This window comes from Acinetobacter sp. NIPH 298, from assembly GCF_000369505.1.
In the GTDB taxonomy this organism is placed as follows: domain Bacteria; phylum Pseudomonadota; class Gammaproteobacteria; order Pseudomonadales; family Moraxellaceae; genus Acinetobacter.
In genome coordinates this window covers 879,708-901,754 of the sequence record NZ_KB850055.1, presented here as the reverse complement: position 1 = coordinate 901,754, position 22,047 = coordinate 879,708, and the positions used below count along the sequence as shown (strand labels likewise).

The following is a 22,047-nucleotide window of genomic DNA, read 5'->3' as shown; positions in this document are numbered from 1 at the left end:
AAATGTATTAATTATTTGACACTGAATCATTACATCAAGTAATTTGATGTGAAGTTTCACATTTTAAAGATTCAGGCAATCCCATGACCATCTCAGATCAAGCTGACCATTTCGCAACGGACTATCCTCGAGATATGCTAGGTTATGCCAATCAACCTCCGCATGCCCAATGGCCAAATCAAGCCAAAATTGCCGTTCAGTTTGTATTGAATTATGAAGAAGGTGGTGAAAAACATATCCTGCATGGCGATGAGGGTTCAGAACAATTTCTATCTGAAATTAGTGGTGCAGAAAGTTATCCCGATCGGCATTTGTCCATGGATTCGATTTATGAATATGGTTCACGAGTCGGATTTTGGCGTATTCAGCAAGAGTTTGCCAAACGTCATTTGCCAATGAGCATTTTTGCAGTCGCCATGGCATTACAACGAAATCCATTGGTCGTCGAGGCAATTAAACAGCATCATTATGATGTGGTTTCGCATGGTTTACGTTGGATTCATTATCAAAATGTAGATATTGAAACTGAGAAAGCACATATGGCTGAAGCCATGCAGATTTTAAAAGATTTATTCGGGGAATATCCAACAGGTTGGTACACAGGTCGCGACAGTCCGAATACGCGCCAACTGTTGGCTGACTATGATCAGATTCAATATGACAGTGATTATTATGGGGATGATCTACCTTTTTGGACAACACTATCAAAAGAGAATGGTGAAACTCGTCCACATCTCATTATTCCATATACGCTTGATACGAATGATATGAAGTTCGCCTCTCCGACTGGTTTTAATCGCAGTGAGGACTTTTTTGAGTATTTAAAAGATGCTTTTGATGTGCTGTATGCTGAAGGAGCGACTTCACCGAAAATGTTATCTATCGGGATGCATTGTCGAATTTTAGGTCGCCCTGCGCGTTTTAAAGCATTACAACGCTTTTTGGATTATGTTCAAAATCATGATCGAGTTTGGATCTGTACTCGTCAGCAAATTGCGGAGCATTGGTATAGCCATCATCCTTTTCAAGATTAGGTTTATTAAAGCGTCAGAATGTGTCGCTTATGTGACTTAAAAAAATTATCAAAAGAAAATAAGTTTTAAAATACTCCTCTATAAGAAGGAGATGATTAGGATGAAAGTACAATATTTTACTGCTAGCACTCTAGACGGATTTATTGCGACTGAGAATGATTCTTTAGAATGGTTATTTGCATTAGGTGAACTGAATAACTCCAGTTATCCAACATTTATTGCAAATGTTGGCGCTATAGTGATGGGGTCAGCAACTTATGAATGGATATTGAATAATACTGAACAGGTTGCTGCTGAAACGAGTTCATCTTGGCCTTATACTCAGCCAACATGGGTTTTTTCTAGTCGTAAACTTCCCTTGATTAAAGATGCAAACATCCATTTTGTGCAAGGAGAAGTCTCGCTTATTTATTCTGAAATACAATCAATAATTGGGGACAAGAATATCTGGATTGTAGGCGGTGGAGAATTGGCAGGTCAGTTCCATGATGCAAATTTGCTTGATGAATTAATTATACAAATTGGCTCAGTTACCCTTGCAAAAGGAAAACCTTTATTTCCTAGGAGAGTGTTTGCGCCAAAGCTTAAATTAATCTCTGTTCATCAAATGGGTGAAGGCATGGTTGAATTGCATTATACAGTTGATCGTAAAATAGGGGTGGATGATAAGAATTTTGAATGATCTAAACAGTCTGTTTGCTTGACTTATAATATCTATAAAGCAATCTGCACTATGAATCGATTCACGATTAAAGTAAAAGCCGTTTAAATACTTTCATTTAAACGGCACACACAGAATATTTACACCGTTATACTAAATTTCACCCTATATCTCACAGTGCTTATTTAGAAATTAAGCCTTCATCCGATATCAGCAAAACAATATAGCTTAGGCTATTTTAGCCATTTCCATACTCCGCTGCTGCAACACTTTTACGGATTGCTTCGCTTGCCAAGCCAATTCCATCATATCTAGATCTGGAATTTGATCATTTTCAATCACCATTTTCCCTGCAACAAACATCGCTTTAATACGCGCTCGCCCACCGCTTGCCACAGGACCAATCGCCATATCATGTAATCCAAAATAGCGAGGATCATCCAACGCATACACAACCAAATCGGCTTGTTGCCCAACTGCAATGCTTCCAACTTGATCTAAACCTAAGATATTGGCTCCACCAGCAGTGCCCCAACGAATAATGTCTTCAATACTGGCAGCATCTGCACCACCCTCAAACAGTCCACCGTCATACTGTGGTTTTGCCAACATCCCTTTTCTAGCACGTTGCAATAACCATGCAGCATGGGTTTCTGACAGCATGTCGGCAGCTTCATTAGAACCTGCACCATCAACCCCAATCGAAATCGTCATGCCTGCATTTTCTAAACTGACCAGATCGGCAATCCCACTGCCCAAACGTGCATTACTTTGTGGACAGTGAGCAATGCCGGTTCGGGTTTGACCTAATAACTGGATTTCTTCTGGTAATAATTTCACAAGATGCGCAAACCAAACATCATTGCCAATCCAATCATGTTCAGCACAATACTGCACTGGAGTCATGTTAAATTTAGCTTTGGCGGCATCCAAATAATCGACTGTTTCTGACAAATGACTGTGCATCCGAATGCCGAGTTGCCGAGCGATGCGAGCACTTTCCCTCAGTTGTTGTGGTGTTGTCGAATGCAAAGTTGATGTGGGTGCCATAGCAATTTTTCGGAATGCAGTTCCACTAGGTTGATGATATTGAGCGACCAGACGTTCAATATCTGCCATATAGTCATCAATTTTTTCAGGTCGCAAAGCTTGTGGCAGCTCACTTTCCAACCCACGCGTTTGGGTCGCACCACCGCGACACAGCACAAAACGCATGCCTAGCTTTTCCGCTTCATCAAATAAAATGGCTGCGCCATCAAAAGGCATCTTCGGCCAGTATAGATAATGATGATCTGCAACCGTGGCACAACCAGAACGTAATAGTTCAATCAAACCAATTCGTACAGCGACCCGAAATGTGGCTTCATCGAAAGCGCCACGAAACCGATATGGCGTACTGGCAAGCCATGAAGTTAAGTTCTGATTTAAACCTTGTGGCTCGCCTTTTAACAAAGATTGGAACAAATGATGATGTGTATTCACCCATGCTGGATAGATGACGCAGTCTTTGGCATCAATCACCTGTTCATTTGCGTGTTGTGTCAGTGCCCCTAGCTCGGTAATTTTTCCATCTTGTATCCGAATCGCTGTCGCTGACGAACGTGCGGCATCGTTCGATAAACCAGTCAAAATGGCATGGGCATTTTTAATTAAATAACGTTTACTCAAAGAATCTTGGCTCATGCTTGTTCACTCTCATGCCATTTACTTAAAAAGATGCGGCTTAACAAAGACATCAATACAAACAGTCCCAAGCCTGTGCAGGTAATTAAAAAAAGTGCTGCAAACATGAGCGGTAAATCAAGTTGAAATCCTGCCTGTAAAATCTGATAAGCCAACCCCGCACTCGTTCCACCTGCACCTGCAACAAACTCAGATACGACTGCACCAATCAGCGCTAAACCACATGAAATCCGCAATCCACCAAAGAAATAAGGTAAGGCATTGGGGACACGTAAACGCATGAGAATTTGCCAGCGACTGGCTTTATTGATCTGAAAAAGATTGAGTAAACCTTTATTGACACTACGCAAACCTAAAGTGGTATTGGTTAAGATTGGAAATACTGCCACCAACATCGCACAGACGACCAATGCTAAAGTGGTGTTTTGAATCCAAATAATCACCAAAGGTGCAATCGCCACAATCGGCGTGACCTGAAATAAAATCGCATACGGCATAAAACACGCTTCTAGCACACGACTTTGCACAAATACAAATGCGATTAAAGTTCCGATGACCACCGCACAAGCAAAAGCCAATAAGGTGATTTTTAGCGTCACCAGCAAACTACCAAAGAGCAATGAAGATTGATTGATCATCGCCATCACAATATCACTTGGTTTCGGCACGATATAAACAGGCACTTCTAATTGCTGAAAGCTCAATTGCCAAAACAATAACAATAAAAAACCAAGCATCAAGGGTGCTGCTATTCGCTGTATCGCAGGATTATTTATTAATGGTTTAATCATGATCATGCTCCCCACTTGCTTTAGCCAATAACGCTGAAAAATGTGCACATTGTTTAATAAAAACATCAGATGTTCTAAAGGATTCATCACGTAGATATGGACCTTCAATTTCCAAATCAGCGACCACACGCCCTGGACGTGCCCCCATTACAATCACCCGTGAGGACAAATACACCGCTTCATAAATACTGTGGGTGACAAAAACAACAGTTAAATCTCGCTCAGACCAAAGTTCTCGGATATCACGATCTAACTTATGACGGGTAAATTCATCCAATGCCCCAAAAGGCTCATCCATCAATAACAAATCAGGTTCTGTGACCAGTGCGCGAGCCAAAGAAGCACGCATCTGCATCCCACCTGAAAGTTCCCGTGGATAGGCTTTGCTAAATTTGTCTAAACCTACTGCTTTTAGCGCATCTAAAACTTTGGGGGTGCTCTCAGCTTTGGAAATATGCTGCAAATCTAAAGGTAGACGAACATTGTCTTCAATATTTGCCCACGGCATTAAGGTCGCTTCCTGAAACACCATTGCCATTTTACATTGCGATTGAATATCAGCCTTGCCATTCCAACGGACTTGCCCCGCTGATGGTTGCTCAAGATCAGCAAACATTTTCAATAAAGTACTTTTGCCACATCCAGATGGTCCAAGTAATGAAATAATTTCACCCCGTGCAATATTTAAGTCGAGCCGTTGTAATGCATGGGTACCATTGGGATAGGTTTTTTCTACCCCTCTGACCATGAGCATTGGTGTTACAAAATTTGATGATGTATTTACTGGAAGATCAACAGATAAAACTGAATTCATGTGGTTTCCCCTTGGTGCGATTGCCCTATTTTCTTAACCGTTAAATACAGCTTTTATTTCTTCACAGGACTGACAAACTGTGTGGTATAAGCCGATTTCCAGTTGGTTGTAGCATCTAGCAATTTTGCATTCACCATGAAATCACGCGTCGCTTTCCAGCGTGCATCGGTCATAACTCCGATACCTTGTGTTTTGGCATCGCCACCATCAATTAGTTGTAATTTTTTCATTTGACTGACTGCAAAAGCGAGCAGCTCATCATTCATATTTGGATTTTCTTTTTTGATAATGGCATTTCCGAGCTTGGGGTCAGCCAGATAGTTCTTCCAGCCCTCCATAGAGGCTTGCACAAAACGGCGTACCACATCGGGCTTGGTTTGGATCACATCATTGCGAGTCACTAAAATGCCACCATAAGCTGGATAACCAGCCTCAGCAAATAAGAAAAAGTTGCTGGATGGTGCTGCTTTTTTTGCTTGAAAAACTTCAGAGGTTGCATAGGCTTGTTGGGCGACATTTTTGCCCGCTAAGAATGGCTGCATATTAAAAGTATAAGGACGCGCCTGAGCTGGATTTAAACTGTATTTTTCTCTTAACCAAGGCCACCAGCTTGCTTGTCCACTGGTTGAAACCAAGATGGTTTTGCCTTTTAAATCAGCCAAGGACTTTACATCGCTATGCGTTAATACGCCTTGAGGATCGAACTGAAATGGCGCTGCAATCGCTTTGATTGGAAACTTACTTTCAATCCCTTTTAAAACCTGTAAATCATAATTAATAATAATGTCGGCACGTTTGGAAAGTAACAGCGTCATATTATTGACTTGCGGCCCGCCCACTTTTATTTCGACATCTAATCCATATTTTTTATAAATACCCTGTGCCAGAGCTTGATAATAACCACCTTGCTCTGCTTGTGCATACCATGTGGTTTGTAATACCAGTTTATCGGCAGCATGGGTAAATGAACCAAAGAATAATGCGCCAGCAATAACAGTGAACCGTGCTTTGCCTACATAGTGCTGAATTTTCATAAGTAAACCCCTAAATATATAAGAACTCATCTCGCTATTCTTTTAGGGGAATAAAAACCAAATGTATAAGCACATAGATTCTCTCAAAACCAAACATTGGCTTTGTCCCCAAAAGAGGAACAGCAAACGCTGTAGAGCAATGTCCCGTGTGAAAGTACACACTGACCGCTTATACTCAGTAAAGATTTAGCAAACACCATGCCAGTATTTATTTAATTTTTATTTTTCAATAAGATGATCCAAAACAATTTGTTTTAGGTCTTCATCCACCACCTATTTTTAATCGAATACTATTTTTAAAATAGAGATAGCTTTTAATAAAATCCAAAAATGCACCATTCTAAAACATCATAATGCGCAAAAAAGAATCATAAAATCAAATTTTGATTTTTCACTCACCATTTAGCCTTATTTCAATCCATTAAATATCTTCAAACAGCACATTTTAAATTTGGTATAAAAAATGCTTATATCAATAGGTCAGAGTAGAAGCGTTCAGCATATATAGTCGATTCGACATATATGTGGGTCATTGCTCAGAAATAAGCTCATTTTCTATTGATTTAGAAAGTGCTGCTCTTTTTGAAAAAATGATCCAGTCTCTTTCATTCAATTTGATTGGGTCATGGTTTATCCAAAAATTGAGGTGAAATATGAATAGCGCAAATATGACCAACTTAACTGACGATCACTACAACTTAGAAGAGTTACAAAAAGAAGCGCGTATGGGTGCTTTAGGTCAAGAAACCTTTGAACGAGAAGTTCGGGTGATTGATTTATCAGACTTTGAAAAGCGTAAATATGAAATTGCAGAGCAACTTTGGAGTGCTGCAACAGATATAGGTTTCTTTCAAATCTCTAATCACGGTATTGATCTTGCCCAAATTCACAATGCTTTTGAAATGACAAAAAAGTTCTTTGATCTTCCTGAACACGTCAAAGCACAGTATCCTCTAAATCGTAATGCAGGCTGGGAAAGCAAAGCACAAATTCGCCCATCGACCAGTACGCCTGATCAAAAAGAATCCTATCAAATTACGCGCCCACGTATGGCAGGGTTGTATCCTAGCGAACAGGAATTACCCGCATTTAAGACCACCATGCTTGAGTTTGAAAAAGCATGCTGGAAAGTGGGTATGAAAGTTCTATCTTGTTTTGCATACAAGCTCGGTTTTGCAGATGATTTCTTTGCACTCGCCCACGAGCCTGATCAAGAAAGCTATCAAAGTACCTTACGCATGTTGCATTACTATGCAATTGATCCCGCTTTGAAAGATCAACTCGGTTTATGGCGAGCAGGTGCGCATACTGATTTTGATTGCCTAACCTTACTGTTTCAACGTAAAGGTCAAGACGGTCTGCAAGTTTGTCCAGGTAAAGACATGGAACAACAGCAATGGACCAGTATTGAACCACGTGATGATGTGATTACTTGTAATATTGGTGATATGTTGATGCGTTGGAGCGATGATCAACTTCCATCGAATTTTCACCGCGTTAAGAATCCTGAAACCCATGAATATCAAGGTGCGCGATATAGTTTGGCATTCTTCTGTCAGGCGAATGAAGATGTCATCATTGAAAGTCCAAAGAAAAAATATCCAGCAATCACGGCAAAGGAATATTTAAAACAACGGATTAGTGCGAATTTTAAAGGGAAATATTAAGTAACTGTGCAGTCAGAGACTCTGTAATGTTAGATTAATGGCAAAGATTAAACTTGAGTAGGAAACTTAATTTTTTCTTTTGCCATTTTTTATACTCTTTTCTGCTGAATCACAATTTATCCATTACTTAACTCTCTTTTTTAAAGTCAACTTCTTATCCGTTATTAGGTTTGCTTTATATCGTAGTTTTAAATGAAAAATTTAAATTAACTCTTTAATAATTGAATTTTTTTAAAATTTCTTTAAATTTATGATCATTAGAGATTGGATTTTCTTTTGAAAAACCTAATGAATTTACTGTACTTGCTAACTCTTCTCTAAATATAAAATCATAATTTTTCACCTCAAAGCTCATATATTTTACTAACGACGCTATATCGACAAAAACTCTATTTCTTCCACCATTCTTCATGAAATTATGAAATTCAATTTGCATTTCCCTAGAAGCTTTTTTGTAATCTATCCAACGCACATCACTATCAATAAAACTATTTCTAATATCTTCATCTATCAACAAGGACGAAACTTCATAATCTTTTCTTGTAAATTTCACGTTCTCTTCCATATTTTTTGGTGTCAACTTATCATCAACATTAGGGACATATTTTAATACATTAAAAATTGACTGCTGAGGATAAAACTTTTGATTAAGTTCAGCAGCAGAGATAAAGATTGGTTGATTTGCAATAGAATATTTATCCGAGGTCAATAATGAAAAATATTTATTGGTATTAACATTCATACAAAAATTTTTCATTTGTTTAATTAAGTCATATTTTCCGATTTTGTCATTTAAAATATTCACCTCTATATAGCTCTCAGCAACAACGTATGTCTGAGTTCCCATTGGAAAAGTATATAAGGATGCTTGCTGATAAGGGAGCTGGCTAATCAATTGTTCCGAATAAGAATTTGCATCATCTTTAGATTTTCTATTTTTCTTTAATTCAGTCCAATTTTGTATTGATAGATAAACATAATTTTCAAATTGACTACACTCACCGTTTATCAAGATTTCCATTTCATTTATTTTACTATTACGCAATTTTTTTATAAAAGTAGTAGCTAGCGAGGAATCTGTTAAATATGGATTTGGATATACATCTAATTTATCAGCATTGGTAGCAGAACAAGTACAGAATAAAACACATACAATAATTAATTTCTTCATCTTTAATAACTTTCTATTTTTTGGCTGATTAAATAATGTTTGAATCCATCTAATAATCTAAGCAGGAATTTAAAATAAGGTAAACTGATTGAAAAGCCTGATGATAATCACCAAATTATCCTAAGTATTCAACAGAGTACAATCAATATAAAACTTTTCGCACGTTAGGTAAATTGTGTTTCACTTCGATATTTAATCTGCACTATAACATGTAAATTTATTCGACAACCCATCGTGATTCAACCAAATCATGTACATCACAGTTCTTGCCCTCACCAATCCGATCGACGACTAGAAAATCACTATTTGCTTCCAAGGTGATTAATGGATGATGCCAAACCCCTTGGTGATAGGTAATGCCTTGCTTACCATTGCTTAGAAAGGCAAAGATCTGCTGTTCATCTGGTTGTGTTTGATCCAAAGGTAAAGCCACGATAATGATAAATTGTTGCTGTTGTAGTGGAATAAACGACTGTGAGCCATACGGATGACGTTCAAGCATATCTATTTTAAACGGAATCTCCGTTGCACATAAATTATGAAAAATACTCATTCCTACCGCAACATTTTCACCTGACACTTGTGCGAGAGAAAGTGCATGATAGCGCTCAGTTAAACCTTGGTTAATTGGGAAAAAATCATGATTGTCTTTTTCAATCACATCACCAAAAGGTGCGAAGTTGGCTTGAGTTAAAGGCTGAATTTTGATGCTTTTTTCATGCATAGAAATTTTATCTCTTTGATCTTTTCGTGCAAGTCTCCTCCTCACAGGAGGAGATTTAGAGGAGGTGTATATCATTAAATTGAATCAACTACGCTCCCCCACAATCGAATCCGACTAATCCCCCCATCAGGAATCATATTGACACGGATGTAGTTCACTTTCTGATGCTGCAAAATTTCAGTAATGTATGCATGAATGACATCCATCGATAAAGGTTGCTGCTCCAACAAGAAAGACCAAAACATACTTTGAGGAATCAATTGAGCATCCGTTGCATCTTCCACATACGCGGCTTGAATCGAACAAAATGCAGGAAAATTGCCTTTAAAATGCGCTGTATCAATTTCGATTTTTTCTACTTGTCCAGCTTGACCTAAAGCAATAATACACCAGTCAAACCCCGGTGCACGACGACGTTTGGTTTCCCAACCATCGCCCATATTGATGCCGCGATCTGGGCTGAGTAAATTATTTGGATGCCCATAATGCGCATCGCTAAATGCCACAATACGTCCACCGTTCTTCAAACCAATCAAATCAATTTGTTGAGTTGAATCTATATTTTCAAGGACGACATTTCCATACACGCGTAAGCGAGCAATCCCACCATCAGGGAAAATATTAATCCGAATATGAGTGATTTTTTGTGCTTCGCAATTAAAAAAATGATGATGGTCTGGAGATAAAACTGAGTTTTCTAACAATGAAATCCAAGTGATATTTTCCAGTTGATCATCAGGTGCATAACATCCTTCAAGCGATGCAGAAGCAGGATAATTGCCTGTAAAAAAAGAAGTATCAATATCAAAGCCAGAGACTGTTCCTGTTACACCTAAACGAACGATGCACCAATCATAACCAGATTCACGCTTACGGCGTGTCTCCCATCCATCCATCCATTTACCATGATCATCAAATTTACCTTCAATAAACTTGGCTGGTTCAGTTTGCAGCATTCTTTCCGCGCTTGCGAAGAACTCATCGGAACAAGACACGATGCTCGCGCCAATACGCGCATCAGCTAAATTGGTTAAACCCTGTAAGTTATCTGGCAAAGTCACTGCTTTGGCAATATGCACCGTCATTGATCAATCCTAAAACATTTTTATATGATTCATTATATGCAAAATCCAGTCCAACTGGTCTGACCTGTTATAAAAAATCTGCTTAATTTTAGTTTGAGTCAATCTAAAATTATGAATTTTGTGTAGAATCAAATTGATTATTTTATTTAGGTTAGACCACTGATGAGCCCACAAGCAATGCTCAATGGAAAATCATCTCAGGTGACTGAGCAAGCTGTGGAAGTCATCCATCAACGCATTCAACAAGGGACTTATGCGATTGGTTCTGCATTACCCTCTCAACGCGATTTAGCCCTCCAACTCGGAATAAGTCGTGCTTCTTTGCGCGAAGCTTTAACGCGTCTTGCCGCTTTGGGATTGTTGGAAATCAAGGCTGGTAAAGGGGTTTATGTGATTTCACAACACAGTAAAGCCGCTGAACAATGGGAAGGTGAACACCGCATTTCTTTAAAAGATTTCTACCAATTGCGCTATGTACTTGAAGGATTTTGCGCCTTACTCGCCTGTGAATATCTAGCCGAACAAGATAAAACGATCCTACAACAACACTATGAAGCACTCGCAAATGCAATCTCGGAGCAGAATTGGCAAGCCGCTTCCGAATTTGATTATGCCTTTCATCAACATATTATCGAATTAAGTCATAATCAATCGATTATTCAGACACTTAAAATGCACACTGAATGGATGAAAAAAAGCCAGATCCTCCCCTTTGTCCAACCTAATCTTGCTTTTAAAACCATTCAAGAACATGACGTGATTTTACAAGCGTTATTTAAACAAGACGCTGTAGCGGCTGAGAAAGCCATGCAAGCGCATATCATTGGTGCTGCACAGCGTGCGGGTGTCTATTTTTCTCGACATGAGCAATGATCTTATTTCCACGCACCACTTTGCTTCAAACTTTGAACCACATCAACACACTCATCTCGTTTCTGCATTTTAATGAAGCACAACAACTGGTATGACCAGTAAAACCACTCAATAAAACTGGCACGCTTCTCGCTTAAGACTGTTTAGAAATTTTATATTTTTTAACAATCAGGGTCTAAACGATGAATATTGCGATTATAGGCGCAGGTATGGGCGGTCTAACTGCTGGTATCGCTTTAAAAAAATTTGGCCATCAGGTTACGATCTACGAACAAGCGGCAGAAATTCTACCTGTAGGTGCGGCGATTTCGCTATGGTCAAATGGGGTGAAATGCTTAAACTACCTTGGCTTGACTGATCAAATCCAAGCTTTGGGTGGAAAAATGGAGTCGCTCGCATATGTCGATGGACTCACGCATCAGACCATGACTCAATTTAGCTTAACACCTTTATATAAAGAAGTAGGACAACGTGCCTACCCTGTTGCCCGTGCAGATTTACAACAACTTCTCATGCAACAGTTTGGTTTAGAAGATATTAAACTCGGCATGAAAATGACCGAAATTGAAAATCATCCTGATCATGTCAGCATTCAGTTTGCAGATGGTATGCAGATTCAAGCTGATCTATTGATTGGCGCAGATGGAACCCATTCCATTACCCGTACATTTGTATTGGACCATCAAGTCGAACGACGATATGCAGGCTATGTCAACTGGAATGGTTTAGTCGAAATCGACGAAAATATCGCTCCAGCACAACAATGGACGACCTATGTAGGTGAAGGGAAACGAGTTTCTCTCATGCCCGTTGCCCAAAATCGCTTTTACTTCTTTTTTGATGTACCTATAGAAGTAGGTCTACCAAATCAACGCGATCAATATAAAACTGAGCTGAAAAAATATTTTAAAGACTGGTGCTCACCTGTACATCAACTGATTGATTGCTTAGATGAACAAAAAACCAATCGAGTCGAAATCCATGATATTGAGCCTTTTATGAATTTTTATAAAGGTCGAGTGGTTTTACTCGGTGATGCAGCCCATAGTACCACCCCAGATATAGGACAAGGCGGCTGCCAAGCTATGGAGGATGCCATTTACTTGGCACGTGCTTTGCAGATAAATACTTTTGGGTTAAGTGATGCACTAGAACGATACCAAAACAAACGCAATGATCGTACAAGGGAAATGGTTTTTCGCGCGCGCAAACGTTGTGATGTGACCCACATGAAAGATCAAAAAGTGACTGAGGAATGGTATCAATCGCTTTATCAAGAACAAGGTTCGCACATCATGCAAGGAATTATTAGCAATATTGTAGGAAATCCTTTAGATTAATAAAAGAAAGTTTTAACTCCCCCCTTAATTGGGGGCTTTTTTTATCTCAACGCTTTTCAAGCAATCGCCAAAAGACCATAAAAAAGCCCATTTCACATCTGAAATAGGCAACTTAAATAACACTGATGCTAAAACTTATAGCTCAATGTAAAACGGTTTTGTAGAAAGTCTTTTTCATAACGTGGTGAAGTTTGGATACCAAAGAAATTACTAACGCTAAAACCCTGTAATGCGCCCGTAAAATTATAAATACCAAAGATCATATATTCAGACTGATTACGACTTGTAACCTTGTCAGACTCTTTTAAATCCATAAAAGAATACCGAGCACCTGCAATCACTTGATCTGTGAACTTTCCTTCCAACGAAGTCATAAAAGCATTTCCTGCACCTAAGTCTTGGGTACTGGTAAAAAATGGCTGAGCAAAAATTTCACCTGATGAGGTTTTAGTCGCATAAGGCGTTAGTAGAGCACCGTTTAAATAACCATTTGCATGAGGCTTAATATAGTTATATGCAATTTTTAGGCTCGCTTTCGGCATGACTTTAAATGCCGTCTGAACACCAAAAATTTGACTATCAACCTCTCCTGCTAAAGCTTTGCCTTGATCTTTTCCTGAAATATATTGCAGTGAAAACTCAGGTGTATATTTGAGTTTAGGCAAGGAAAGATCTGCTTGGGTATAAATCAAACGCGTGTAATCATCATAGTGTTGATACCAAATCTGCGCTTTAAGTTTTTGATCTTCAGTCAAATCAAAACGCTTCCCTACACCAACTGACCATACGCCATCGGTTTCAATATTCGCATTTTGACGGGTATTTTTGCTAAATTCATCATCAGCATAACTTTTAAATTTATTCACTTTGGTGAGACGCAAGAAATCAGTATTGTTACCCACCTGAATATCAGCGGCTTGATATAAAGCCATCAAAATTCGTCGATCTGCATAATCCCCCATAAATGGTAAATTAAGACGTTGATTCCCGATCGTCACCCGTGCGAAATCATTTTTCCAAGTCACATAGGCTTCAGCCAAACCATCACGATCTTCTTTTAACTCAGATACATCATCATTTTTATTTTTTTCGTCTAAACGACGTTGTAGATCATAACCAACCGCAGCTTGTACCCCATACAATGGCGCTGTTTCATATTTAAGATAGCCTCCAATTGCGACAGTATCTTGATTTAAGTTATTGACAAAATATCCATTATTTAAAGAATAATAAGCTGTTTTCACAACGCCATGAACTGCCCCACAGCTAAACATTTGTTGCACTGTTTTGACTGAATTGTCCTGAACGCTACAGTCCTGACCCAATTGAAACAGCCCATTTAAACTGGTATCTGCTGCCCAGCTTTGCATCGCTGCGCTCATTGCGAACACCAATGTTGCAGATTTTAAAGTAAAATTTCTCATAAAGTTTCCCCGATAATGCCATTCAAACAACGCTTTAAATCTATGCAAATAAATTTTCTTGTGTTTTAACTTTTGCAAAGCAAAAACTCCCCTAGACCTATTCAAAAATGAATAAGCGACGTTGAATGGTGGATGATTAAAAAATGTTACGGTTTTGGAAAATAAACAAAGCCTGCCATCAATGCCCTGAGTTGACTGGCAATGTAGCCTCCTCAACTGATTTTTTGGTAAAAGGTAAATGGTGAAATAAAATATTCAACAAAATGGCAGTAATACATGCCGAGCTAATTCCTGAATGTAATAAGGTCCCGACCCATTTTGGAAATTGTGCATAGAACTCATGATTTGCAATTGGGATCATGCCGATCGCCAATGACGTTGCGACAATAATCAGATTCTTGTGATCGTTATAATCTACTTTTGCTAGAGTACGGATACCACTGGCTGCAACAGTGCCAAACAAGACAATACCAGCACCACCTAAAACTGGCATTGGAATCGCTGCCACTAAACGCCCAACAATCGGTAATAAACCAAGTACCACCAGAATCCCGCCTGCGGTTGCGACCACAAAACGACTTTTTACCCCTGTGATCGCGACCAACCCTACATTTTGCGCAAATGCGGTTTGCATAAATGAACCAAAGATTGGGGCAACTGCACTAGACAACATATCTGCGCGTAAACCATCACCGATACGTTTTGCATCAACTTTAGTTCCAACAATTTCCCCTATCGCAATAATATCTGCGGTGGTCTCCGTCATAATCACTAAAGTTACGATCACCATCGACAGAATGGCGGTAAATTCAAATACAGGCATGCCAAAATGAAAGAAATGAGGAAAAGCGAACATTGATCCGTTAGCGACTTTGGAAAAATCTGCAAATCCAGCCAATGAAGCCAGCACGGTGCCTAAAACAATCGCAATTAAAATCGCCAGACGACGCATGAGCTGACTCTTTAACATACTGAAAATAATCACAATCGCTAAAGTCATTGCAGCTAAGCCAATATTGGCAGGATCTCCCCAATTTTCAGCTTTCGGGTTCCCCCCCATCATCCAGCGAATCGCAACTGGCAATAAGGAAATACCAATCATGGTAATCACACAACCAGTTACCACAGGCGGGAAAAAACGAATAATTTTTGAAAAGAATGGTGCGAGTAATAAACCAATCAATGAAGCAACAATCACCGCGCCAAACGCTGAGGCTAATCCCCCACCTGTGGTGACAATGGCTAAAATCGTTGCAACGCCTGCAAAAGATACGCCTTGGACAATCGGTAGTTTTGCGCCAAAATGCTTAAAACCCAAGGTTTGCAACATGGTTGCGATACCACCGACAAAAAGTGCAGCAGCAACCAATAGCCCCATTTCCGAAGCCTGCAACCCTGCGGCAGCACCAATAATAAGTGGTGGTGCAATGATCCCACCATACATGGTCAGCACATGTTGCAAGCCATAAATGACGTTTTTATTCATTCCTAAATACAGGTGTTCTGCTGAAACTGTTGCATCCGCATCACTGTGCATTTTATCGTTGTGCATGATGGTCTTTCCTCAATCAAAATTTATATTTTCTTCATTGCTTGTATTAACTGCCGCGATAGGTGGAATAAGAAAATGGGCTGATCAATAAAGGCACGTGATAATGTTGTTGAATATCTGTCACCTTAAAGTCGATACACACTCTCGGATAAAAGCTTTCAACCTCTAGAGCTTGAAAGTAATCAGCAATGCGGAAAATGAGCTGATAATTTCCTTGCGTACATGAATCAATATCAAATGCTTTAATACGACCATCAGCATCTGTGAGTTGTTGATCCATCAACACATAGCCGAGAGACGTTTCCTGCAATAATTCAACGACAACACCCACCGCAGGCTTTCCCAGTGATGCATTTAAAATATGTGTACTGATCGCTGCCATTATTGAATCTCCTGTTTTAAACGAATCAATGCAATCTCACTCAGTTGCTGTTTCACTTCAAGCTGCTCTTGTTCAGTTGTGTTTTCTAAACGTCGGTTGAGTTCTGCTAACATTTCCGAACCTGAACGCCCTGCCGCACGAATTAAAAAGATATGCCCAAATTTGTGCTCATAAGCTAAATTGCCCTGATACAGTGCTTGTTGAAAATCATGCTCCGTATCAAGCTGGACTTGTTCTTTTTGCGAAAACTGTTGCTCTTTTTCAGATAAGGTCATGGCAGCTTTTTTCTCACCGATTCTTGGATGCTGTGCAAGCGACGCTGAGATTTCAGACCACTGCCATGTTTGGGCGTGTAAAGCGGCTGTTTGATACAATTCATCTGCTGAAACAAAAGGACGTTGCATAACAACACTTTGAATCCAAGATGGGATATGCACACACGGCTTTAATGCTTCCATCGCTTGCTCAGCTTTTAATTGATTGAATTGATCTAAATCCATGTTTGCTCCAATTTGTGACACTGTCTGACTGGTCTGACCAGACAAAATATATGAAGCAATGAACATGCCAGTTTATTTTTTTTATTTATATCTCTTGAAAAACAGCTTTAGTCGCGAATTATAAAAAACGCTTTTATTCTTATTGAACTTGTTCACATCCTGTTCACATCAACACTTTTAGTATAGACCTTAAAGTGGAATTGGATATTAGATATGGCTCTCTTCAGAACATTAGCAGTTTCAACGCTGACCTTAATTTCATTAGTCGGATGTAAAAGTGTTCCAAGTTATACATCTGATTATCAAAATGCAGATAAACAAATAACAGGGATCACGCTAGATAATGAAAAAGCTCAAATAATTGGTCAACGCTTCGTTACCGCTTTTAATACATTAGGAACAGATGATTTCGTAAAAAATGCAAGTCAACTGTATGCAGATCAGCTTTTTATAAATGACACACTTTCTCAATTTTCCGATAAACATGATTTAATACAACATTTTGAAGGTATGAATAAGCGTGTGAGTAATGTGACGGTAAAACTGGTCAGTGCCACACATCAAAGTGATTCAGCTTATATACATTGGTATATGGCCTATGATTTTAAAATGTTTGGTCGTACTAAATCGATGGCATCCTATGGCATCACCCAAATCAAGATCAATGGTTCAAATCAGATCGTTTTCCAACAAGATTACTGGGATCCTGCCGATGGACTTTTTCGTTCTCTGCCTTATGTCGGCAAAGCTTACTCAATGATTTTACCTTTTAAAAATAACTTAAAATCCAGCTCACTCCAGTAGAAAATCATGGAAATAAATTGAACACCTTCATGATTAAAGCGAAGGATAGATAGACAACTTAACTTTTAAATATTGAGGTCTGAGATGCATGGTTATTACAGGAATTTATTACTGCTATCGAGTACGCTTTTTTTATTAACGACTGCCTCTCAGAGTTCTGCGAATACGCAATTGTGTAAAAATGCCGCCCTTATCGTCACCAAAAAAGAGGTCGGTAATGTGAGCTACTATGCAGCAGACTGTACACAAAAATGGGAAACGCAAGATATTCAATTAGATTTCTTATACACTCGTGACATTCCTGAATGGGCATTCAAACGTGCAGCAACACATTTCCTCAAGAAAAATATTCCTGACTTTTCAGAAAACTCACCTTTAAATCGAATTACAGCACTGTATAAACCTGTACGAAAAGGTGATCTATATTCATTAAAATACACCCAATCCAATCAAACCCTTTCATTATCTCTCAATCAAAAGCCACTGGGGAAAATCTCTGACAATCAAGCCAATCAGTATTTCAAAATTTGGTTTGGAAGTTCTCCATTCAATGCTAAATTAAAGCAACAACTACTAAATCAATAACTTGAATCTAATTATGAACAATCAATTTATTCTGATGGTCGAAGATCACTATGAGCTTGCTGCAACCGTATGCGAATTTTTAGAAGAACATGGCTTTGTGATCGACCATGCGCGGAATCTTGATGCTGCAAGAAATTTTCTAAAGCATCAACCCTATCATTTGTTATTGCTTGATATTAATTTACCTGATGGATCAGGTTATGATTTATGTGAATGGTTGCGGAATGATCAAGGCAAAGATATTCCTGTGTTGATGCTGACTGCGAGAGATACGCTAGATGATAAATTAAAAGGATTTACTGCTGGAACAGATGACTATCTGGTTAAACCTTTTGATTTTAATGAATTGGTCATGCGCATACGTGCTTTAATCAAACGCTCTCTTGGCGAAGTTTCTTCAAACAAAATTCAGATCCACGATCTTATTCTAGACAGTTCGACTCAGACCGTAACTCGTGCGGGTCAACAAATCGATTTGGCACGCATTCAATTTAAATTATTAAAAATTTTGATGCGAAACTCGCCCAAAGTCATTACCAAACAAGAAATTATTATTGAGCTTTGGGGCGATGAAGAACCAGAAAGTGATGCCTTACGTAGTCATATCTATAATTTACGTAAAATGGTTGATAAACCGTTTCAACAAAAGCTGATTCACACCGTTTCAGGTGTTGGATTAAAGGTCGCATTAGAAGATCACTCAAGTTAGTTCATATAAACAACAACAATGAGACCTGTTGTATTCTCGAGTTGAAGGTGCGGGTGTGTGTTTAAATAGTATTGTCGATCAAACAACTCTACACGCCATCCCAATTGATTACAGAGTTTCTGCACTAGTTGTAATCCAATACCATGCCCTTTTGCTTTAATTTGAAGCTGACTTGCGCTTAACTCTTGTACTTTAGAATCATTTGGCATGTTGATTCCGATACCATTATCAGCGATCACAATACTATTCTTACGTTGAATAATATGAATATGTGTCCCTTGCGAGTAATTCAATGCATTGCGTAAAATATTGCTCAGCACCATCTTGGTCATCGAAGGATAGATAAGTCTTGGAAATTCGTGAGAATCATATTGAACCAAGATTTCAATGCCCTTAGTTTGACCGACGGACTCGAGATCACCAACCAACTCACTGATAATATTCGATAGACAAATTTGCTCTGCCGTTAAAGTGTTGGTCGTATTTCGCGCGATTGCCAATAAAGTATCAACAAGTAGTTGCATATCCTCAATGGTATTCGAAATACGACTTAAAGATTTGTCATTGCCATAACGAGACTGACACAGTTGCACATTTCCCTTTAGGATCGTAAGCGGGGTGCGTAACTCATGGCTCACATCACCAGTAAACTCTCGTTCTCGGTTGATAAAGTCATTCAGCACTTGGTGATATTTTTCTAATGCTTGCTTCAGATACTCAGCCTCCATATTGCCATTGGTACTGATCCCTTGAAACGGAGACGCTTCTTTATTTTGATGCGCCCAATCAATATGTTCTAAAGCATTTGCCAATCGTGTGATCGGTGAAAAATATCGTCGCGCTCGACGGTTAGACCACCATAAAAAACTATACAGCACGATGAGGCTAAACATCAAAGGCGCGAGACCGAACATCCAAACGATTTTATTGACGTTGCTTTCGCCAAAAACCAGCAGCACATGCTGCCCTTTTTGTTCGCCATACACCGTCATTCGCTCTTTACCATCAACAAATATTCGATGTACTCCTGCTTTTAAAACTTGATGTTTAAATGCCATTGGTGGTGTTTCAGTTTCCCAACGATAGCCATATAAATTTTTTGTATCAGGCAGATCAGCATTGGGATTACGCTCAATTCGCATCCAATAGTGATCCATTTCTTGTTCAAGCGCTGTTTTTAACAATGAGCCCTTGATGACCCAAGCACTACAGGCTATTCCGATAATAATCGAAAGTGCGATCAGCCCAATTTGCAACCAATAATGGCGATTAAACATCTCACTGAGTGGATGCGTATTTGCATCATTTTTATTGCGTCTAAACATAGGCTGATCTACTGGCAGATTCTCATTTCATTATACGGCTTTCTTTTTGAACAGGAAGTGACCAACCACCCATTCTTGACCTTGCTCAAAACCAAATAACTCTGCGCAAGCCATGAAGAATATACGCCAACGCTGCCACCATGCCTCAGCATCTTGTGCATACACTTTTGCAAAAAGGGGTTTTAATTGTTCAGCGTTGCGATCCATATTTTCCAGCCAAGCATTGGCAGTTTTTTCATAATGAGTACCTGACCATTGCCAATGCTGTGCAAGTTCTAAATGATCTTGGAAGTGTAAAAAAGTTGAACTTGCTGGCATCAATCCACCTGAGAAAAAATATCTCGACATCCAGTCATATTCACTTTTGATTTCAAAAGGATAATGTAAAAAACGATGACAAAAAATATGACACCATAACAATCCATCCGTTTTAAGCCATGATTGAATTTTCTCAAACAGCTTGTGATAGTTTCTGACATGCTCAAACATTTCCACGGAAACCACGCGATCAAATGAATTCTTTGTTAATTCAAGGACATTGACATCACAAGTCATCACTTCAATATTATTTAAATGACGCTTTTCGGCTTCCGCCAAAATATGTTTACGTTGAGTTGCAGAGTTGGACACTGCAGTAATTTTGGCATTGGGATAGCGTTCTGCCATCCATAATGTAAATGAACCCCAACCGCATCCAAGTTCTAAGATCTGTTGACCATCCTGCAATTGTGCCCGCTCACTATAAATGTGCAGCGAAAACTCCTCTGCATCATCCAACGTGGTTTTTTCATGTGGAAAAAAACATGCACTGTATTTTAGTCTTTTTCCTAAAACAGCCTGAAAAAAAGCAGTCGGCAATTCATAATGTTGCTCGTTGGCTTTGTCCGTTTCGATTGCAATTTCACTGTGCTTCAGCATGTTCAGCACATCCATATAACGTTGAGCACCTTGTTCAGGGCCATAGCGCCCTTCTTGAATCAAGCGCTTTTTGCTCAATGCACGGATTGCAGCACGAATCGCTTGATCAGGTACTAGACCGCTCTCAACGAGTTTTAATGATTTTTGAATAATAAAGTCCATGCGCGTACCTACTCTTTGGGTTTCCACGGAATAAACATAGAAGTTCGTTTTTGATAATCGAGATAATTTTGACCTCGATTCTTTAAAGCCTGTTGTTCGCTAAATGGAATACCTGTGATGTAGTACAAGAACAACCACATCAACACTGGATATATCCACAAGCTATATAAACCCGCTGCCAATCCTAAAACTGGATAAGCAAACCAATGTATCCATTCAAAAAAATAATTTGGATGACGTGAATAACGCCATATCCCTTGATCCATGGTTTTGCCATGATTTTGCGTGTTTTGCTTAAACCGATAAAGTTGTTGATCCGCGATCACCTCACCGATAAAAGCAATTGCCATGATCATGCCCGCAATAATCAGAAAATCATTGCTTTGAACACTCCATACGGCACTTGGAACATTGAGCAAACTCCACATTGGAATCGTAAACAATATCGCCAAGCCTGCCTGAAACATAAAGAAAGCGAAAAAACCAAGATGTTGATATTTCCCCATCGCACGACGCATATTGGCATAGCGTCGATCTTCTTCATGCTCTGCTAAATAACGGCGTAACAAATGCCAACTCAAACGCAAGAACCAAATTGAACTGAATATTCCAATGAATAACTGGACATTGACTGGGGCAACGTCAACCAACCATGCTGTCATGACGATATTAAGAACAATACAAAAACTCCATGCCACATCAATGATGCCTGCACGATGATTGTATGTTGCCCATAACCAACAAACGGTCATCACCACTGCATCAAGTAAAAACAATTGCCACAACATACTGCCTCCTTAATGCATCAA

Annotated in this window: 22 protein-coding genes; 8 read left to right on the top strand and 14 right to left on the bottom strand. The window is 39.1% G+C overall.

Annotated features, from left to right (window positions below; all coding sequences use genetic code 11):
• Nucleotides 1–83 precede the first annotated feature (83 nt).
• Nucleotides 84–1,034: an allantoinase PuuE gene (puuE, locus tag F903_RS09295; RefSeq protein WP_005196536.1), complete on the top strand. Its 951-nt coding sequence runs from the start codon at nucleotides 84–86 to the stop codon at nucleotides 1,032–1,034.
• A 100-nt stretch (nucleotides 1,035–1,134) separates the two neighbouring features.
• Nucleotides 1,135–1,716 carry a dihydrofolate reductase family protein gene (locus F903_RS09290; protein ID WP_005196534.1) on the top strand — a complete coding sequence of 194 codons (582 nt, stop codon included), beginning with the start codon at nucleotides 1,135–1,137 and terminating at the stop codon, nucleotides 1,714–1,716.
• 207 nt (nucleotides 1,717–1,923) lie between these two features.
• Here the strand turns inward: F903_RS09290 and F903_RS09285 are convergent, their stop codons facing one another.
• The 4 genes from F903_RS09285 to F903_RS09270 are packed head-to-tail and all read right to left on the bottom strand — an operon-like array spanning nucleotide 1,924 to nucleotide 6,017.
• Nucleotides 1,924–3,378, bottom strand: coding sequence for an amidohydrolase family protein (locus F903_RS09285; protein WP_005196523.1), 1,455 nt, complete (start codon nucleotides 3,376–3,378; stop codon nucleotides 1,924–1,926).
• On the bottom strand, nucleotides 3,375–4,169 hold the full coding sequence (locus F903_RS09280) for an ABC transporter permease (RefSeq protein ID WP_005196521.1): 795 nt from the start codon (nucleotides 4,167–4,169) through the stop codon (nucleotides 3,375–3,377). The genes F903_RS09285 and F903_RS09280 overlap by 4 nt, the downstream gene beginning before the upstream one ends.
• Nucleotides 4,162–4,983 carry an ABC transporter ATP-binding protein gene (locus F903_RS09275; protein WP_005196520.1) on the bottom strand — a complete coding sequence of 274 codons (822 nt, stop codon included), beginning with the start codon at nucleotides 4,981–4,983 and terminating at the stop codon, nucleotides 4,162–4,164. Before F903_RS09275 ends, F903_RS09280 begins: the two co-directional genes overlap by 8 nt.
• Nucleotides 4,984–5,036: 53 nt before the next feature.
• Nucleotides 5,037–6,017, bottom strand: coding sequence for an ABC transporter substrate-binding protein (locus tag F903_RS09270; RefSeq protein WP_005196519.1), 981 nt, complete (start codon nucleotides 6,015–6,017; stop codon nucleotides 5,037–5,039).
• Nucleotides 6,018–6,670: 653 nt separating this feature from the next.
• On the opposite strand from F903_RS09270, the gene F903_RS09265 reads away from it, so the two are divergent.
• On the top strand, nucleotides 6,671–7,684 hold the full coding sequence (locus tag F903_RS09265; protein WP_005196518.1) for an isopenicillin N synthase family dioxygenase: 1,014 nt from the start codon (nucleotides 6,671–6,673) through the stop codon (nucleotides 7,682–7,684).
• A gap of 214 nt (nucleotides 7,685–7,898) precedes the next feature.
• On the opposite strand, the gene F903_RS09260 is transcribed toward F903_RS09265, so the two are convergent.
• The 3 genes from F903_RS09260 to alc all read right to left on the bottom strand — a co-directional run bounded on the left by F903_RS09260 (nucleotide 7,899) and on the right by alc (nucleotide 10,664).
• Nucleotides 7,899–8,855 (bottom strand): hypothetical protein, encoded by a 957-nt coding sequence (locus F903_RS09260; protein WP_005196517.1) that lies wholly within the window; start codon nucleotides 8,853–8,855, stop codon nucleotides 7,899–7,901.
• Between the two features lie 217 nt (nucleotides 8,856–9,072).
• Complete coding sequence (locus F903_RS09255; RefSeq protein ID WP_034595007.1) at nucleotides 9,073–9,579, bottom strand: ureidoglycolate lyase; 507 nt, start codon at nucleotides 9,577–9,579, stop codon at nucleotides 9,073–9,075.
• Nucleotides 9,580–9,653: 74 nt separating this feature from the next.
• Nucleotides 9,654–10,664, bottom strand: a complete 1,011-nt coding sequence (gene alc, locus F903_RS09250; protein WP_005196515.1) for an allantoicase — start codon at nucleotides 10,662–10,664, stop codon at nucleotides 9,654–9,656.
• Between the two features lie 162 nt (nucleotides 10,665–10,826).
• On the opposite strand from alc, the gene F903_RS09245 reads away from it, so the two are divergent.
• On the top strand, nucleotides 10,827–11,537 hold the full coding sequence (locus tag F903_RS09245) for a FadR/GntR family transcriptional regulator (RefSeq protein WP_034595006.1): 711 nt from the start codon (nucleotides 10,827–10,829) through the stop codon (nucleotides 11,535–11,537).
• Nucleotides 11,538–11,719: 182 nt separating this feature from the next.
• Complete coding sequence (gene hpxO, locus F903_RS09240) at nucleotides 11,720–12,877, top strand: FAD-dependent urate hydroxylase HpxO (protein ID WP_005196513.1); 1,158 nt, start codon at nucleotides 11,720–11,722, stop codon at nucleotides 12,875–12,877.
• 128 nt (nucleotides 12,878–13,005) lie between these two features.
• On the opposite strand, the gene F903_RS09235 is transcribed toward hpxO, so the two are convergent.
• From F903_RS09235 to uraD, 4 genes are all read right to left on the bottom strand, one after another.
• A complete protein-coding gene (locus tag F903_RS09235; RefSeq protein WP_034595005.1) occupies nucleotides 13,006–14,301 on the bottom strand; it encodes an OprD family outer membrane porin in 1,296 nt (431 codons plus the stop codon).
• 178 nt (nucleotides 14,302–14,479) lie between these two features.
• Nucleotides 14,480–15,853, bottom strand: coding sequence for a nucleobase:cation symporter-2 family protein (locus F903_RS09230; RefSeq protein WP_005196511.1), 1,374 nt, complete (start codon nucleotides 15,851–15,853; stop codon nucleotides 14,480–14,482).
• 46 nt (nucleotides 15,854–15,899) lie between these two features.
• Entirely contained in the window at nucleotides 15,900–16,235 is a 336-nt protein-coding gene (gene uraH, locus F903_RS09225; RefSeq protein ID WP_005196510.1) for a hydroxyisourate hydrolase, read from the bottom strand.
• Complete coding sequence (gene uraD / locus F903_RS09220) at nucleotides 16,235–16,735, bottom strand: 2-oxo-4-hydroxy-4-carboxy-5-ureidoimidazoline decarboxylase (protein WP_034595143.1); 501 nt, start codon at nucleotides 16,733–16,735, stop codon at nucleotides 16,235–16,237. The genes uraH and uraD overlap by 1 nt, the downstream gene beginning before the upstream one ends.
• 213 nt (nucleotides 16,736–16,948) lie before the next feature.
• Between uraD and F903_RS09215 the strand changes: the two genes are divergently transcribed.
• From F903_RS09215 to F903_RS09205, 3 genes are all read left to right on the top strand, one after another.
• Nucleotides 16,949–17,539 carry a nuclear transport factor 2 family protein gene (locus F903_RS09215; RefSeq protein ID WP_005196508.1) on the top strand — a complete coding sequence of 197 codons (591 nt, stop codon included), beginning with the start codon at nucleotides 16,949–16,951 and terminating at the stop codon, nucleotides 17,537–17,539.
• An 84-nt stretch (nucleotides 17,540–17,623) separates the two neighbouring features.
• Nucleotides 17,624–18,124 (top strand): chalcone isomerase family protein, encoded by a 501-nt coding sequence (locus tag F903_RS09210; RefSeq protein ID WP_005196507.1) that lies wholly within the window; start codon nucleotides 17,624–17,626, stop codon nucleotides 18,122–18,124.
• A gap of 13 nt (nucleotides 18,125–18,137) precedes the next feature.
• The gene (locus tag F903_RS09205) at nucleotides 18,138–18,833 is read left to right on the top strand and encodes a response regulator transcription factor (RefSeq protein WP_004671802.1); all 696 of its coding nucleotides are present in this window, start codon (nucleotides 18,138–18,140) and stop codon (nucleotides 18,831–18,833) included.
• Here the strand turns inward: F903_RS09205 and F903_RS09200 are convergent.
• Genes F903_RS09200 through F903_RS09190 form a run of 3 tightly spaced genes read right to left on the bottom strand, consistent with a single transcriptional unit; the run spans nucleotide 18,830 to nucleotide 22,026 of the window.
• Nucleotides 18,830–20,158 carry a sensor histidine kinase gene (locus tag F903_RS09200; RefSeq protein WP_005196506.1) on the bottom strand — a complete coding sequence of 443 codons (1,329 nt, stop codon included), beginning with the start codon at nucleotides 20,156–20,158 and terminating at the stop codon, nucleotides 18,830–18,832. The two genes, F903_RS09205 and F903_RS09200, sit on opposite strands and share 4 nt — an antisense overlap.
• 30 nt (nucleotides 20,159–20,188) lie before the next feature.
• On the bottom strand, nucleotides 20,189–21,238 hold the full coding sequence (locus tag F903_RS09195; RefSeq protein WP_005196505.1) for an SAM-dependent methyltransferase: 1,050 nt from the start codon (nucleotides 21,236–21,238) through the stop codon (nucleotides 20,189–20,191).
• Nucleotides 21,239–21,246: 8 nt separating this feature from the next.
• On the bottom strand, nucleotides 21,247–22,026 hold the full coding sequence (locus F903_RS09190) for a DUF1295 domain-containing protein (RefSeq protein ID WP_005196502.1): 780 nt from the start codon (nucleotides 22,024–22,026) through the stop codon (nucleotides 21,247–21,249).
• Nucleotides 22,027–22,047 lie beyond the last annotated feature (21 nt).

Excerpts from the sequence above, each read along its gene's own strand:
- F903_RS09255 (WP_034595007.1), bottom strand. The coding sequence starts at position 9,579 with ATGCATGAAAAAAGCATCAAAATTCAGCCTTTAACTCAAGCCAACTTC.
- F903_RS09210 (WP_005196507.1), top strand. The coding sequence starts at position 17,624 with ATGCATGGTTATTACAGGAATTTATTACTGCTATCGAGTACGCTTTTT.
- alc (WP_005196515.1), bottom strand. The coding sequence starts at position 10,664 with ATGACGGTGCATATTGCCAAAGCAGTGACTTTGCCAGATAACTTACAG.
- F903_RS09205 (WP_004671802.1), top strand. The coding sequence starts at position 18,138 with ATGAACAATCAATTTATTCTGATGGTCGAAGATCACTATGAGCTTGCT.
- uraH (WP_005196510.1), bottom strand. The coding sequence starts at position 16,235 with ATGGCAGCGATCAGTACACATATTTTAAATGCATCACTGGGAAAGCCT.
- F903_RS09200 (WP_005196506.1), bottom strand. The coding sequence starts at position 20,158 with ATGTTTAGACGCAATAAAAATGATGCAAATACGCATCCACTCAGTGAG.
- F903_RS09190 (WP_005196502.1), bottom strand. The coding sequence starts at position 22,026 with ATGTTGTGGCAATTGTTTTTACTTGATGCAGTGGTGATGACCGTTTGT.
- F903_RS09235 (WP_034595005.1), bottom strand. The coding sequence starts at position 14,301 with ATGAGAAATTTTACTTTAAAATCTGCAACATTGGTGTTCGCAATGAGC.
- F903_RS09245 (WP_034595006.1), top strand. The coding sequence starts at position 10,827 with ATGAGCCCACAAGCAATGCTCAATGGAAAATCATCTCAGGTGACTGAG.
- F903_RS09280 (WP_005196521.1), bottom strand. The coding sequence starts at position 4,169 with ATGATTAAACCATTAATAAATAATCCTGCGATACAGCGAATAGCAGCA.
- F903_RS09270 (WP_005196519.1), bottom strand. The coding sequence starts at position 6,017 with ATGAAAATTCAGCACTATGTAGGCAAAGCACGGTTCACTGTTATTGCT.
- F903_RS09215 (WP_005196508.1), top strand. The coding sequence starts at position 16,949 with ATGGCTCTCTTCAGAACATTAGCAGTTTCAACGCTGACCTTAATTTCA.
- puuE (WP_005196536.1), top strand. The coding sequence starts at position 84 with ATGACCATCTCAGATCAAGCTGACCATTTCGCAACGGACTATCCTCGA.
- F903_RS09195 (WP_005196505.1), bottom strand. The coding sequence starts at position 21,238 with ATGGACTTTATTATTCAAAAATCATTAAAACTCGTTGAGAGCGGTCTA.
- hpxO (WP_005196513.1), top strand. The coding sequence starts at position 11,720 with ATGAATATTGCGATTATAGGCGCAGGTATGGGCGGTCTAACTGCTGGT.
- F903_RS09290 (WP_005196534.1), top strand. The coding sequence starts at position 1,135 with ATGAAAGTACAATATTTTACTGCTAGCACTCTAGACGGATTTATTGCG.
- F903_RS09285 (WP_005196523.1), bottom strand. The coding sequence starts at position 3,378 with ATGAGCCAAGATTCTTTGAGTAAACGTTATTTAATTAAAAATGCCCAT.
- F903_RS09265 (WP_005196518.1), top strand. The coding sequence starts at position 6,671 with ATGAATAGCGCAAATATGACCAACTTAACTGACGATCACTACAACTTA.
- F903_RS09275 (WP_005196520.1), bottom strand. The coding sequence starts at position 4,983 with ATGAATTCAGTTTTATCTGTTGATCTTCCAGTAAATACATCATCAAAT.
- F903_RS09260 (WP_005196517.1), bottom strand. The coding sequence starts at position 8,855 with ATGAAGAAATTAATTATTGTATGTGTTTTATTCTGTACTTGTTCTGCT.
- uraD (WP_034595143.1), bottom strand. The coding sequence starts at position 16,735 with ATGGATTTAGATCAATTCAATCAATTAAAAGCTGAGCAAGCGATGGAA.
- F903_RS09230 (WP_005196511.1), bottom strand. The coding sequence starts at position 15,853 with ATGCACAACGATAAAATGCACAGTGATGCGGATGCAACAGTTTCAGCA.